The sequence below is a fragment of the uncultured Roseobacter sp. genome (assembly GCF_947501835.1).
Classification (GTDB): domain Bacteria; phylum Pseudomonadota; class Alphaproteobacteria; order Rhodobacterales; family Rhodobacteraceae; genus Roseobacter.
Genome location: NZ_CANMXR010000006.1, coordinates 97,875 through 111,983, shown reverse-complemented (window position 1 = coordinate 111,983; position 14,109 = coordinate 97,875). Strand labels below are relative to the sequence as shown.

The window sequence follows — 14,109 nt, the reverse complement described above, 5'->3', positions numbered from 1 at the left end:
TTTTGGTTTTGGCGTGGGTTTTTGCCTTATCCTGCGGACGGCGGAAGACACCGCAGGCCGTGCTCTCAGAAGATGAAGTTGCCGGCGCTCAGATCGGCGATGTCGACCCCTTTGAGGATGATCCGCAGGCCCGCGCCATCGTCGATCACCACGTCGCCCAACTCTTCAGCCTGCGTTGTGACAACCTCTCCGCCCGGTGCGACACTGATGACTGCGTCGGTCTGGCTCAGGTGGTTGCGGGCATTGGAACGGGCGCGATGTCGGCTGCTGCGATGGTCAGTTCCAGGTCGCGCGTTCCGTCGCCATTGGAACCATAGTTTGAGGTCAGGAACGCGATCGGCCGACCGCTGTTGTTCAGATCTTTGATGTCGAAGCCAATGACTGTCAGGCTATCCGTCCAGTTGATCTCGGATCCCGCGAAAAACTCAAAGTCCGTGTCGCCTTCGACCCCAACGCCCCGGTCGTCAGGAGCGCCGTCGGCGCCATCGTCGATATAGGCCAAGTCAATCAAACGGGTCATTCCGTCGATCGTCAATCCGGCATCACCCAAGACATTAAAGTTCTCGAAATCGTTGATTGAAGTGTACTCGCCAAAGTTCCGCCATGTGTCGTTATTGGCCAAATCGTTTCCGTCTTCAAAAAACCCCGATCCGACTGCAATGGCCACCCCGCTGAAGGTCCATGTGGTTTGTCCGCTGCTTGGGGTGCCCGAGATATTGGCGACAAGGGCAGCCTGCGCCGTGGAGGCGGCGAAAAATGCCGCGGCGCTAAGAGAGAGAATTGTTTTCATCTGTGATGCTCCTAAAAGAGTGACTGCGCGGGAACCCGGCCCTCGCGAAAGCAAGAGCCGGGGCAAAGCTGGTTGGCGGAAGGGGAAAGTAATGCCCGGTGCCTTTCAAAAAATCCGGCACCGGGCCTTTTGGTCAAAAATAACTTTGCGTACTCGTTAACTACTATTACGGGTGACAAACGGGTCACCCTAAATCCTGTTCGGCCCGGCACCCGTGTTGAGGGAGAGGGTACCGGTGGGGCGAATCTATCCCCGGGCTCTTATAGGCGAAGCGCCTTGGCCAAAGCGTTGTCGTTACCGTTGTAGTGTCGTTGTATTCGCGCCCGGCAGCGTTGTAATTTGCACCTTGGACGTCGGGATAGCTGGATCAGGTGGGCGCCCTTTCAGATGCTCACAGGCAGTTCTGGCCTGAACTAATCAGGTGGCCGTCAGTTCAGGAAAATCCTCGCCACCAGCGTCTGTGATCACGTCGTGCCCCACCGCTGTACCGCGCCTGCCGATCAAATGGGGCATCCAGCCATCGGCGCCGCGTTCGGTCAGGACGAAATCAAGATGCCAGACGCCGGTGCCGAGCAGAAAGGTGGCCTGCCCGGCTGCGCTCACACAAAAGACGCCGACAAAGGGCACCTTACGATCAATCGCCTCGTCTTGGTTAGCGAGAACCCTCAGCCTGATGCGGCTGAGGTCAGCACGGTCGCTGTGGTTTTGATAGGACCTCTTTGTTTGCGCCGCTGTTGAAGCGTGCCGCAAACGATATGAATGATCACAAGCCATGCGTCCGCATGAAGTCCCGGATCGCATCCATGCCGGTGCGCCACGCAGGTTCATAATCGACCAGAACATGATTGCGGCTCTCCAACGGCACAAAGCGCGCATCCGGGATACCCGACGCGACCGCACGCCCCTGCGCCAGAGGAATGCGCTGATCCCCCTTGGAATGCAGCACGATCGTGGGCGCCTTGACCTGATCCAGCCTGTGGCGCACGTCAATCTCGCCGAAGGCGTCCTGAAAGCGCGCGGCATTCTGCGGCGAGGTGGTCTGGCGCTGGAATTCATCAAACCATGCGAGATCGTCAACCTCTGCATCGGGCATGAACGTCTTGGAAAAGATGTGCCGATACGCAGGGTTTTCCGTGCCCCACCCCACCTCGGTCAGGTTGCGTACCGCTTCGCGACGCGCTTGCTCCTCGGGGCTGGCAAGGTGCCGCCAACCTGCAGCATAGCTGCCCACAAGGATAAGCCCTGACACCCGTTCGGGATGACGCACCGCGTATTCGATGGCGACCGCCGCGCCCTGCGAGATGCCAAGCAGTGGAAAACGCTCCAGCTCCAACTTGTCGGCAACGGCTTCGAGGTCTTCCACGAATGCGTCGAAGCTGAGGGTTTCGACCTCCCAATCCGACAGGCCGCACCCCCGTTCATCGTAGCGGATCAGGGTCCGATCCCGCGCGACCTCCGCGAAACACTCGCCCCAGATCGGTGTCGTCCAGTCGAATTCTAGGTGGTTGAGCCAATTGGCGGCTTTCAGGATGGGGCGGCCCGATCCAATCGACGCATAGGCAATCTTGGTCCCATCGGCGGCATCGCAAAACCCGATGCGTTGCGCGCGCAGCGCTTCGGCGTTTCCCGGTCGAGACAAGCGGCGGTCTGATGGCGCAAGCGGGTCAGACGTTTGCCCGGCGGGCGCTTCAAGCGCATCCTGTTCCTCACCAAAGCCTGGATTGTGCTGAGTTTGGTCGATGGCCCTTGCATCCTCTGGCGCTGCATCGCGCCAGAGACGCATCCATTTGGACGTGTCGCCAGTACGCATGGCCAGCAGCTGAAGAACCTTTTTCCGCGCGGCGCTGGCATCCTCCCGCATTGCTGCAAGCCATGACCGGAAAGCACCGTCTCCTGCTTCATCAAGGCCGTCCAGGAGAACCGCATCAAGACGCCGGGCCAGACCTTCTAATTCGACAACCGACAAGTTCTCTCCGCCGCCGCGCAGTTGTGCGCGAACCTCCAGAATGTCAATCGATAGCCCTTCACCGTCGATGGCAACCCGTTCGCGGTCCGCAAGGATCCGAACGCGGTCGGGCGCATCCACCACCTTGCGCAGTTTGCTCAGCGACCAGCGCAGGGCCGCTTTGGGATCATCCGGCAGATCCCAGAAAAGCTCGCACAGGCGTTCCCGTCGATGGGGGCGGCCGGTTTCGACCAGAAAGGCCAATAGGGCACGGGCCTTGCGTGACGCCGGAAGTGGGACCTCCGTCCCGTTCCGAGCCACCCGCAGGTCGCCGAAGAAGGAGATTTCAAGACCTGCTGGCATGACCACCTGCAGGGGCGGGTCTGAATTTGCTGGTTTTGTTGACAAAAGGATTATCCGTGAAACTGATTAAACTTGAAAGATGATCAACACTAGGTGGTCCCCGAAGAGACCTTACGCAACGTTAGTATAGCCAAAAACTCTGGTTTCGCCGGTGAGGTTTGAGTTCAGGCGAGTTTTCGCCGCCGCGTGGCGACCGCCAAGAGGAGCTTCCGGATAGCGGCTCTCGCGCTTAAACAATGCGCGGTCATCAAGCGTATCGATGTTCAGAACGCTGAAAACCCTTTCGCCTTCGATCAAGATCATGGCAACGTAGACACCGCAGCGATTGCAGATAACCTGTTTTGACGTTTTCAGGCCAAACTCATAGAGTTGCAAGGCGTGCGGATTTTCCGCCGTGATCACCACCGCTGCCGATGGGTCGGAGAAGGCTCTGGTGTTGTGTTTGCGACAAAATGAGCACTGACAAGCCCCCAAGACGTGATCTTGGGGAGCACGAGACGTTTCGAGTTCGATGCGGATTGCTCCACAGTGACAGCAGCCAGCATGCTTCATGAATACGCCTGTTCAGGTCCGGGAGCCACGATTGATGTGCTCATAATGCGGTCCTTCGCTGCGGTTCGTCAAATGGGATAGCAGGGTTCCTAGGCTGACATCTGACCGCTCTGGTCGATTGTCAGGTGGCAGCCTACATGAGACACCCAGCGACGTGTCCTGATGCCGCGGTGCGGCCTACCGAAGGAGAGCCGCCTGCTAAGAAAGGAGATTAGCAAAGTGCAGCAAGCTGAAAGTCCTGAAAGCCAAGACTTTCCTTAATTAATCTAGATCTCGGCGGGGGCTGTCCAACAGCACACGTGCGGCAAACGGACCTTCGAGCATCGTGACATAGAGATGATCCCCAATCACTCGCGCACCCGTGGTGATACCCAATGTGCCGTTTGCGTCCTGCAAGACGCGGAGAACCTTTCCGTCGCTATCGTATTGCGCGACCATACCATGCTCGATCGGCGCGGGTCGCACATAGGGCCCCAAGCGCCAGACCACCTTACGAAGGAACGGGTACGGCATCAGAGCTTCTGCAGGGACCCGCGGAGAAGCGAAGGCGACCCAGAATGTGCCGTCTTCACCTGGCTCCAGATTGTCTGGATATGCCGGCAAGCCAGTCAGGAACGGCTCGAGCTGACCTTCCCGATTTCCCGTCAGCCAGAGCTTGTGGATCGCCGCGCGACCGCTTTCCGCGATCAAGAGATAGCTTTCGTCCGGCGAAAGAACGACACCATTGGTGTACACAAAACCCGAGGCGATCTTTTCCACGGTACCGTCAGGTGTTCGGCGGGCGACATAGCCGGTGCGTGATTGTTCAAAAATCGTCATGATCGAGGTTGGCTTGGTGCCGCCCAGCGTTTCGGGATCAAAACGATCTGTGGAGTTTGAGAAATATATGGTTCCGTCCTGCGCCACGTCCAATTGGTTTGCATAGACCACAGGATCGCCATTGATTTCGGTGACCAGTGAGGTCAGGCCCTCGTCCTTGGTCCAGCGCATCAATCCACGGAAACTGTCCGCGATATAGAGCGCGCCATCTGGCCCTTCGTCCAAACCAAGAGGCCGCCCCCCAAGATCCGCGACTTTTATGAAATTTTCGCCTTCAAGCCGAAAAAGACCGCCGTTGACATCAGCTGTGTAGAGACCATCGGGGAGAACCGCAAAGTCCTCCGGCCCATCGGCACCCTCGGGCAAGATCAGGCGTTGCGCATTGCCCAGCAGATTATTTGGCGCAAAGGCCCCCGACAACCCAGGATCAGGGGCGGGTTCATAGGCTTCGGGATCGATCGGTATCGGCCAGAACAGAAGGTAGGCTACGCCAAAGGCTGAGAAAAGGAATAGACTGCGCCAAAAGAGTTTCACCATGCATTCCCTAATAAGCTGCTTATCCGGCGACGATGATCGCCCTATTGATTTGGTCATGCAATGACAAGCGCATGAGGCTGACCAAAGACGAAAGGCAGCGTTCACAATGACGCTAATCCGAAGATGGGTGTCTGCCATCCAGGGCTGCCACGGGGCAGCAGGGAAGCAGCGGATACTTTAAACTCAGGCCAGGTATCCACTTTGCTTTGAAGAGGGGCGAGCCACAGTGCACAGACCTCCCACATGTGCTTGAATTGAAGATGAGGACTACCATCAACTTTGGGATAAATCAGAGAGGGCAATGCCTTCCTGCTGATCCGCGATCTACCGTCTTTACGCTGCTTAAGTGAGTCCAATGACCCCCTGCTCTGCGAAGGTCTCGATCTCGGTCTCATCGTAACCAAGCCCATGCAGTAAATCTTGCGTCCCAGAGCCAAGCCTCTGCGGCGACAGCCTGTCAGCGAGGTCAGGCGCATGCGCCATTGAGAACGGCAGGCCACAGAAACCGGCCGCGCCGCGCCGGGCGAAGTCGCGTTGCGTCGCTGGCGGCAGATCGAGCGCTTCCGGCAGGCTCCGCAATCGTGCGCAGGGCACACCGGCAGCCATCAGGATGCGCTCCCATTCGTGCGCAGCGCGTGTACACAGAATATCCGAGATCGCCTGGCCAAGGTCGGCTCTATGAACGTCGCGGGTCACGGGGTCAGCGAACCGCGGATCGGTCAGCCAGTTTGGACGCTTCAGCGCGCTTGCCAATGCGCGGAACTGCGCCTCCTCGTTCACGCCCAGGCTGATCTTGCCCTCAGCGCAGGCGAACACGCCTGATGATGGCGACCGACTGTTGGCCGCATTCCCGCGCGGTCCGGGGGCGTTTCCGGTCAAATGGTAATCCGTGATGGTCGAGCTCATGAGACTGAAAGCGGTTTCGAGCATGGAAACATCGACGAACGACCCTGTCCCGGTCTTCTCGCGCTGCATAAGGGCGGATGTGGTTGCAAGCGCCGCAGCGAGGCCGGTCGCATAGTCGACGATCGGCGCGCCCGTGCGCAGGGGGCCGGTCTCTTCGGTACCGGTCAAGGCCATCAGCCCGCTGATTGCCTGGATATTCAGGTCGTAGGCCGGGGCGCCTTCCATGTCATTGCCACGTCCGTAACCGGTCATCGCGCAATGGATGAGGTGGGGATTGACTGCGCGCGTGGCGTCTTCGGTCAGGCCCAGGCGAGCCAGCGTGTCCGGGCGATGGTTTTCGACCAGCACGTCAGCGGTTTTCAAGAGCCGATGAAAGACGTCTCGCCCTGCTTCCCTCGACAGATCAAGCGCCAGCGATTGCTTGCCCGCGCCTTGCGTCATGTAGGTCGTGCTCATGCCCTCCGCCGCGCGCGCTTTGTCCGTCCCGCCCCGGTGGCGCATCGCATCGCCGCGCCCGGGCCGTTCGACCTTGATCACCTCTGCCCCCAAAAGGCCAAGGTAGTAGGCGCAAGCCGGTCCCGCCAGAACATGGGTCCAGTCAATGACCCGGATACCGTTGAGCGGGGCCACCATTACGCAGACCCCAAAGCATTGTCGCGCGCCTGTCGGTTCAAGCTCCGGACCCGCATGAAAAGCGCCGCGGCCCCAATCAGCAGGAACAGCAATGCGACAGGTCGGGTTACAAAGATCATCAACCCATTGTCAGAGAGCAACAGCGCCTGACGGAACGCCTCCTCTGCGCCACCTGCCAAAACGAAGGAGATGACGAAGGCAGCCGGGTTAAAATCGAGCTTGCGCATCGCCCAACCCGCAAACCCCGCCGCGACCATGACGTAGACATCGAACAGATTGCCACGGGACGTGTAGGCAACGACAAAAGACGTCAGAAAGATAATCGGGTAGAGCACATGCGTCGGCAGCCGGATGATGAACCGGCCCACAAAGGCGGCTCCGAAATAGCCGATCACGCCGTACATGACGATGCCGATCAATCCGCAGGCGAACAGGGCGTAGATCAGATCGCGGCTGGTGAGGAACAGGGTTGGTCCGATCTGGATGCCGTGAATCAGGAACACTCCGATCAGAATCGCGCCGATGGTCGATCCGGGAATTCCCAGGGTCAAAAGCGGGGCCATCGACGGGCCACTGACCGCATTGTTAGCCGCCTCTGGGGCCGCGACGCCCTCCAATGCCCCCCTGCCCCAGGCATCAGGGTTGCTGGCTCGGCGCTTGCCTTCACCGTAGGCGACAAAGGCGGCGATGGCCGATCCCAGTCCGGGCAACATGCCGATGAAAGCGCCGATGAACGATGATCGCACCACGTGGGGGAGGCACGGCTTGTACTCGGCCCAGATCAGCCCGTTGCGCGCGGCGTCATCACCGCCGTCGCCCATCAAGGAGGGCTTGCCCCGCGCCTCTATCTGGGCAAATACCTCGCCCAGCACAAAAATCCCGATCATCAGCGGCACAAGTCCAATGCCGTTGGTCAGATCGAAACTGCCAAAGGTGAACCGCTCAGTCGAACTGATCGGATCAAGGCCGATCATGGCCACCAGAATGCCAAACGCCGCAGACGCCAGACCACGTGTCACCGACTTGCCAATGACCGACCCGATCACGATGAAGGCCGCGAAATAAACGGCAAACAGCTCCGGCGGGCCAAGCTTGAGCGCAAGGGCTGCGATCCACGCGACCCCAACGATCAGCAGAATCTCACCCGTGAAATCACCGATGATGGAGGAAATCGTGGCAACCTTCATCGCCTTGCTGGCCTTGCCCTGCCGCGCCAGCGGATAGCCGTCGATCTGGGTTGCGGCGGAGGCCGCCGTACCGGGCGTGTTGAACAGGATCGCGGCGATGGACCCGCCATAGCGACCCGATTTGCCGATGACATAGAGAAACGCGAGCGCGGGCAGCGGCTCCATGTAGAAGGTCAGCGGCAACAGCATGGCAATGGCCGCAGAGGCCGTCAAACCGGGGATCGCACCAACGACCATCCCGACCACCGCCGCCAGCAAAACCCAGCCCAGCAGCACCGGGTCGGTCAGGACGCTGATCAGAGCGGGGAAGATATCCATGCGTTCAATACCCCCCTAGAACGTCCAGCAGGTCGAAATATCGACCAAGGGGTGGAAAAACGCCCAGGAGTTTGAAGAACACAAGGTGGTAGGCTGCCGGGCAAAGGAGTGTCGCCGCGCCCAGACCAAGGGGGGTGCGCAGGCCGAAGATCCAGAGCGCCACGGGCGCTGCGAGAGCGGTGCTGATCAGGTATCCAACAGCAGAGATCAACCAGACATAAACGACCGCCAGCGCGAGCAACGCAGCTATGGCGGGCAGATGTCGCGGGTCCATCTGGCTGGCAGAAGCGGTTTTGCGCAGTTCGGCCGCGCCCAGTACGACCAGCGTGATCGATCCGGCCAGCGGAAAGAACCGGGCACCCCATCGGCCCTGTTGATCCAGCGGTATGCCCATGGATGTCGCCATGGCGCCGATCCCGATGAGGATCAGCGCCATACCGACCACCCGAGGGGCAGGAGAAGACCCTAGGGTCACTGGTTTCAGCCCTGGCTTTTCAGCACGTCGATGACGGGCCGCGTGTCTGCCTGCATCTGCCGCAGGCGGGCTTCGGTCTCGGCGCCGTTCAGAAAGGCCGGCACATTGCCGCGCTCGCGCATGAGGTCGGCGAACTGCTGCGTCTCGGTGATCTGTTGCAATGCCGCCTCCATGCCTTGGATGATCTCTGGATCGGTGCCTTTGGGCGCAAAGAACACGATGGGCGAGGACACCGCGACATAGTCAAAACCAAGCTCTTCCAGCGTCGGCACGTCGTCGCGGATCGGGTCACGCTCGGGTGCCACCAGCGCCAGCACGCGTAACTCATTCTCGAATCCTGCGGCCTGCTGAATGCCGACAAAGGCGAAATCGACCTGCTCTCCGATCACGGCGGCGCGGGTCGGCCCGCCGCCTTTGAACGGCACGTCCTGAGCCTCAAGCGCGTTGCGGTTCAGAAAGCTCTGGCCCGCCACCTGATGAAACCCGCCACGCCCGTTGTGGGCCCACCGCAGGCTGCCAGGGTTTGCGCGGGCGGCATCAACGAAGTCCTGAACCGACTGGAACGGGCTGTTGGCGGGCACGATGATCGCAGGTGTCAGGTTGCCGATCTGGGCAATGATGTCGAAGCTATCGAAGGGGTTCACATCCGTTTCGCGCAGCATGGATGTCAGCAGGAACGACCCGGCAGAGGTGACCATGACCGTGTTGCCGTCGGGACGCGCGGCTGCGGCCTCGGTTGCCCCTGTGATGCCCGATGATCCGGGCTTGTTCACGACGACAAGCGGCACCGGCAGAATTCCGTCAGCTGCGGCGGCCGCCGCCCGCGCAAGCGCATCCGTGCCCCCGCCTGCCGAGTAGGGCAGAATAGCATTGATCGGCCGTCGCGGTGCCCATTCGGCCAGCCCCCGGCCCGCCGTAAGTACTGCGGTTGCGGTTAGACCGGTGGTGATGAAGTCACGTCGTTTCATGATGTCCTCCCTTTAGGCGTTGACGCGTTCAGGCGGCGCCACTGCAATCAAGGCTAGACGGTAGCCTAATCGATCATGTATAAAAAACGCAATTATCAGAACTATAAATCGAGAAATTCGAACAGTGAATTTGCGCAGCCTGAAGGTTTTCACCCTTGTGATGCAAGAGGGCACGCTGGCCCGTGCGTCCGACGCCATGAACCTCAGCCAATCCGCGGCCAGCCGACTGCTGCACCTGCTGGAAGAAGAATTCGCGATAGAGCTCTTCCGGCGCGACAAGCGTCGCCTGATCCCCACAGCAGAGGCGGAACGCTTCCTGCCCGAAGCGCTGCGCATCCTGTCTCAGATCGAGGCCCTGCCGCAATTCGTCCAGCAAATCCAGACCGGCACGCAAGACCCCTTTCGGATCATCGCGCAAACGCGGATCGTGAATGGCCTTATCGTTCCCGCAATCGAACGCCTCAGGGACGTATTTGCCGACCAACCGATCAAGCTGGAAATTCACCTGCGCCGCGATCTGGGGCGGCGCATGATGAACGACCGCTATGACATTGGCGTCTCGGCACTGCCGTTGCCCATCGACCAGCCGACGCCGGTCCGCCTTGGCGCGGCGCCTCTGAAGGTTGCTATTCGCAAGGACCACCCGTTGGCAGATCGCGCGGTGTTGCGGCCGGGCGATATGACCGGGATTCCCTACATCGCGCTGGACGAAACAACGGTCATTCGGCGTATCGCGGATCAGGAAATGGCGACGATTGGTGCAAAGCTTGACGTTGCACATGAGGTCTCGCTCGGCTCGGCTGCTTACCGGCTTGTTCAACGCGGTCTGGGCTTCACCTTTGCTGACCCAATCGCGCTGGACCCCGAATTGGAAAAAGAGGTCAGGCTGATCGATTGGGAGCCGCGCATGGACATCGAATTTGGCTATTTCATCCCAAACCCGGAGCGAAAAACAGAGTTGATACGCGCTTTCGAGGACGCGCTACGCCTCATATACTTGGAACGTTGCGCGCGAAAGCCAGGCGCATAGGCTCCGACATACGGGCCGTGGATCGTTTCTGATAACGGCACTTGGGCAGTATCAAACGCGGTGTATCGCTTCAGCGATACGACCCATGCTGCGCTACCATCCTATACGCAGGGTATTTTCAAACACACGTCTGCCGGTCAGACATCCCAAGAATGATCGATATTTCCTCGAAAAATGATCGGATATTGCATAGCCGCGATGCCCGAAGAGGCTAGTATTGAAGGGATATTGCCAAGGAGAGGGGTTCGAATGCCGCGGCGCTACAGAGAAATCTATCCATCGCTACCGCTGATCGATAGCGAAGGGATCGAGCATGTCTCCGCGGCGCGTCTGATGTCGGTGCAGTATTTTCAGGCCCCGCCTGATTCAATGCCAGAAGATATTTTCTCAGAGCATCATCTTTTGCTCAATCTCAAGGAAGAACCTCATCGAGTGCAGAACCGTCGCAACGGCGTATTACGGGATTTCCAGTTCTGCAAAAATGAGATCATCTTTACCCCAGCCGGGGTCCGGTCGGGCTGGCGCTGGTTTGAACAATCGGATGTCATCGTCGTCACATTGGAACCCGTGGCCGTCCAGCACTTTGCCGAACGTGAGTTGGGGATGCTGCTTTCTGACAAGCAATTCGAGGATCTCCCACAGTTCTCGGATGCGGATCTATGTGCTGCGGGTGTGATGCTCCGCGACAGCATCGCAGCAAACGACATGTCCTCCGCCGTCATGTTCGAAGCGATGGCGCGCGTCTTTCTGGTCAAACTCTTGCAGAAATACGGTCAGCGTCGACCAGAAGAAATAGCCCTGTCCTCACGCTTTACGTCCGCGCATTATCAAAGGGTGCTGGGGCACGTGCGCACAAACATCGACCGCACGATCGTGCTTGATGACCTTGCATCAGAAGTTGGCATGTCGACGTCGCATTTCAGCCGGGTGTTCAAAGAAGTGATGGGCAAGTCGCCCATGCAGTTCGTGCTGTCATACCGCGTCGAGCAAGCCATGCGCCGCATGGAAGATCAGACCCTCTCCCTGGGAGAGATCGCGCTTGACTGCGGCTTTGCGGATCAAGCGCATTTTACGCGCACCTTCAAGCAACTGACCGGTCAAACACCGTCTGCACACCGCTCGACACGTCAGCCTGCCGCGCCAAACTAAACCGTTTTCCAACGCAACGGACAAAATCCTTGGATAACGCAGCGGATTGACCAGACAAAGGGCCCGCGCCGATTAACCGCGCGGAACTCTAATTTGGGCAATTGGCGGCTCTGACATCCACCCATTTCCGAGCAAGAATATTCAAAAACTCTGGCAGTCTCTTCAATTCATCGGGTCCCTGCCACCGTATCTTCTGTGTCATCGGGCAAGACGCTCGACGGATTTGACAGGAGAATGACCAATGAAAGTAGCAGCTATTGCAACCGCTGCGATCTTGATGGTTTCAACCTCAACGATCACTCAAGCCGAAACGACCTTGGAAACCGAGATCACAACCCTGTTGGAAGGCATCGCAAAAGCTGCCGATGATCACGCCTGGGACAGACTGAACCTGAAATTCACGGACCACATCATTCTGAACCAACTGTCTCTCGCCACTCAATCCGGTGCCCGGGTCGATGAACAGACTTTGATCGCAACCTGGGCCGCGCTTTTGCCAAAGTTTGATGAAACCCATCACGCCGTTACCGACATCGAAGTGCTGGCATCCTCTTCCCTGATCGCGCGCGTCACGGCCCGCTATCACGCGACCTACCATCTGAATTCCATGCGTTGGGAGCAGACCGGTCGGCTCAACTATGTCCTGAAACTGACCGAAAAGGGGTGGCAGGTTACGGCCCTTGAAACAGTGCCGGCATGGGAAAGCGGTGCCCTGACGGATCTGCTTTCTGAAACTGCACCAGAAACCCCACTCTCTTAGACTTCATGTTCGGCCCCTCTCTAGGAAACCGGCGGGCCTCGGCATGGTCGGGGCCATCGAGGTCGCCAGTGATGCGAAAGCTCGGTTCACCGCCTAAGCCTGACCGTTCGGAAAAGTACCCAGACCCTATCAACAAACACAAGGAGTTACCCCATGACTACCCCAACTGACCCTACCCGCCGTTCCATCCTCACCGCAGGTGCTGCCGCCGTCGCTTTGGGCAGTTTCGCAGCGACGCGCGGGGCCGCCCAGTCAGCAAACGCGCCCGCGGGCAACTCAACGGCGCCGCAAGGCCGGCGCATGCTGGGCGCGCTTGAGGTATCCGCGATCGGCCTTGGCGTGCAGAACCACAGTCGGACCTTTCAGACGACCATTCCCAACAGATCCGAGATGCATAACATTATCAGGACCGCGTTTGATCAGGGTATCACCTTCTTCGACACCGCCGAGGTCTATGGCCCCCACGAATCTGAACGTATCTTGGGCGAAGCCTCCGGTGCGTTTCGTGACCAGATCCAGATCGCGACCAAGTTCGGCTTCAACGTCGATCTTGAAACCGGCGCATGGGCCCCGGGCCTGATCAGCCGACCGTCCCACATCAAACAAGCTGTGGAGGGGTCATTGCAACGGCTGGGCACGGACCGGATCGACCTTCTTTATCAACACCGCGTTGACCCTGAGGTGCCCATCGAGGACGTCGCGGGCGCGGTCAAGGACCTGATGGATGAGGGCAAGGTCTTGCATTGGGGGCTTTCCGAGATGGGACCAAATACCCTGCGCCGGGCGCATGCTGCGCTGCCCGTCAGCGCCGTGCAAAACGAGTATTCGATGCTGTGGCGGGGGCCGGAAGACGGTTTACTGGCCCTCTGTGCCGAGCTTGGCATCGGCTTTGTACCGTTCAGCCCCTTGGGGTATGGCTTTCTCACCGGGGCCATCGATATGGGAACGAGCTTTGCGCCGGGCGACTTCCGCGCTGGTACTTCCCGTATGGATACCGAAAACAGACAAGCGAACCTCGCTTTGGTCGATCTGGTCAAATCCTGGGCGGATCGCAAGAACGCGGCCCCCGGTCAGATCGCCCTGGCATGGCTGCTCGCCCAGGGGCCGTCCATCGTTCCCATCCCTGGCACAACCCAGATGCCGCACATGCTGGAAAATGCCGGAGCCGCAGCCATCAACTTCACGCCAGACGAGTTGGCCGAACTGAACAGCCAGGTTGCCGCGATTGATGTTCAGGGCGCGCGCATGCCACCAATGGTCGAAGCCTGGTCAGAAGTGGAGGCACCACCCAGGGCCTGAAACACCAGGAAAATAAAGTATATCACTGATGTCAGAGTCATGCGGCTTTGACATCAGCCGTTCTCATGTAGCCGCAACACCTGAGCACAACTTTAGATTTCATAGAGTAATTCCAAGACAAACCCATCTGATCCACCTCGTCGTTCCCCTTTGAGCGCCGATGCCGTCGACTTCACCTTGAGGGCTGTCTCGCAGTCAATATCGTTTGCCACCCCATGCCTTTACAAGTCGGGGCATCGGTGTGGTCGCAGCAAAGGAGCAGGCAAAAATGTGCCCAGCACTCCAGCCATCTGAGTGATTTAAACTACGCGGCGACGCCCGTGCAAATTGGTGTCACACAGACCGGGTAAAACACATGGATCACAGTCCAGGCCAATT

The 14,109-nt window shown here is 59.0% G+C and carries 13 protein-coding genes; 4 read left to right on the top strand and 9 right to left on the bottom strand.

The window, feature by feature from the left end:
* Window positions 1–226: 226 nt before the first annotated feature.
* The 9 genes from Q1A20_RS13845 to Q1A20_RS13805 form a co-directional block, all read right to left on the bottom strand.
* Window positions 227–790 carry a hypothetical protein gene (locus Q1A20_RS13845; RefSeq protein ID WP_299401949.1) on the bottom strand — a complete coding sequence of 188 codons (564 nt, stop codon included), beginning with the start codon at window positions 788–790 and terminating at the stop codon, window positions 227–229.
* Between the two features lie 417 nt (window positions 791–1,207).
* Window positions 1,208–1,393, bottom strand: a complete 186-nt coding sequence (locus tag Q1A20_RS13840; protein ID WP_299401948.1) for a hypothetical protein — start codon at window positions 1,391–1,393, stop codon at window positions 1,208–1,210.
* A 160-nt stretch (window positions 1,394–1,553) separates the two neighbouring features.
* A complete protein-coding gene (locus tag Q1A20_RS13835; RefSeq protein WP_299401947.1) occupies window positions 1,554–3,098 on the bottom strand; it encodes an alpha/beta hydrolase in 1,545 nt (514 codons plus the stop codon).
* A gap of 111 nt (window positions 3,099–3,209) precedes the next feature.
* Window positions 3,210–3,650 carry a hypothetical protein gene (locus Q1A20_RS13830; protein ID WP_299401946.1) on the bottom strand — a complete coding sequence of 147 codons (441 nt, stop codon included), beginning with the start codon at window positions 3,648–3,650 and terminating at the stop codon, window positions 3,210–3,212.
* A gap of 261 nt (window positions 3,651–3,911) precedes the next feature.
* Window positions 3,912–5,006, bottom strand: coding sequence for an SMP-30/gluconolactonase/LRE family protein (locus Q1A20_RS13825; RefSeq protein ID WP_299917161.1), 1,095 nt, complete (start codon window positions 5,004–5,006; stop codon window positions 3,912–3,914).
* Window positions 5,007–5,348: 342 nt separating this feature from the next.
* Entirely contained in the window at window positions 5,349–6,545 is a 1,197-nt protein-coding gene (locus Q1A20_RS13820; protein WP_299917159.1) for a CoA transferase, read from the bottom strand.
* Window positions 6,545–8,050: a tripartite tricarboxylate transporter permease gene (locus tag Q1A20_RS13815; RefSeq protein ID WP_298969287.1), complete on the bottom strand. Its 1,506-nt coding sequence runs from the start codon at window positions 8,048–8,050 to the stop codon at window positions 6,545–6,547. Before Q1A20_RS13815 ends, Q1A20_RS13820 begins: the two co-directional genes overlap by 1 nt.
* A 4-nt stretch (window positions 8,051–8,054) precedes the next feature.
* A complete protein-coding gene (locus tag Q1A20_RS13810; RefSeq protein ID WP_298969285.1) occupies window positions 8,055–8,486 on the bottom strand; it encodes a tripartite tricarboxylate transporter TctB family protein in 432 nt (143 codons plus the stop codon).
* Window positions 8,487–8,530: 44 nt separating this feature from the next.
* On the bottom strand, window positions 8,531–9,493 hold the full coding sequence (locus Q1A20_RS13805) for a tripartite tricarboxylate transporter substrate binding protein (protein ID WP_298969284.1): 963 nt from the start codon (window positions 9,491–9,493) through the stop codon (window positions 8,531–8,533).
* Between the two features lie 124 nt (window positions 9,494–9,617).
* On the opposite strand from Q1A20_RS13805, the gene Q1A20_RS13800 reads away from it, so the two are divergent.
* The 4 genes from Q1A20_RS13800 to Q1A20_RS13785 all read left to right on the top strand — a co-directional run bounded on the left by Q1A20_RS13800 (window position 9,618) and on the right by Q1A20_RS13785 (window position 13,731).
* The gene (locus Q1A20_RS13800; protein ID WP_298969283.1) at window positions 9,618–10,523 is read left to right on the top strand and encodes a LysR family transcriptional regulator; all 906 of its coding nucleotides are present in this window, start codon (window positions 9,618–9,620) and stop codon (window positions 10,521–10,523) included.
* A 249-nt stretch (window positions 10,524–10,772) separates the two neighbouring features.
* Window positions 10,773–11,672, top strand: a complete 900-nt coding sequence (locus Q1A20_RS13795) for a helix-turn-helix transcriptional regulator (RefSeq protein WP_299917156.1) — start codon at window positions 10,773–10,775, stop codon at window positions 11,670–11,672.
* Window positions 11,673–11,913: 241 nt separating this feature from the next.
* The gene (locus Q1A20_RS13790; RefSeq protein WP_299401938.1) at window positions 11,914–12,432 is read left to right on the top strand and encodes a nuclear transport factor 2 family protein; all 519 of its coding nucleotides are present in this window, start codon (window positions 11,914–11,916) and stop codon (window positions 12,430–12,432) included.
* A gap of 153 nt (window positions 12,433–12,585) precedes the next feature.
* Window positions 12,586–13,731, top strand: coding sequence for an aldo/keto reductase (locus Q1A20_RS13785; RefSeq protein ID WP_299401937.1), 1,146 nt, complete (start codon window positions 12,586–12,588; stop codon window positions 13,729–13,731).
* Window positions 13,732–14,109: the final 378 nt, after the last annotated feature.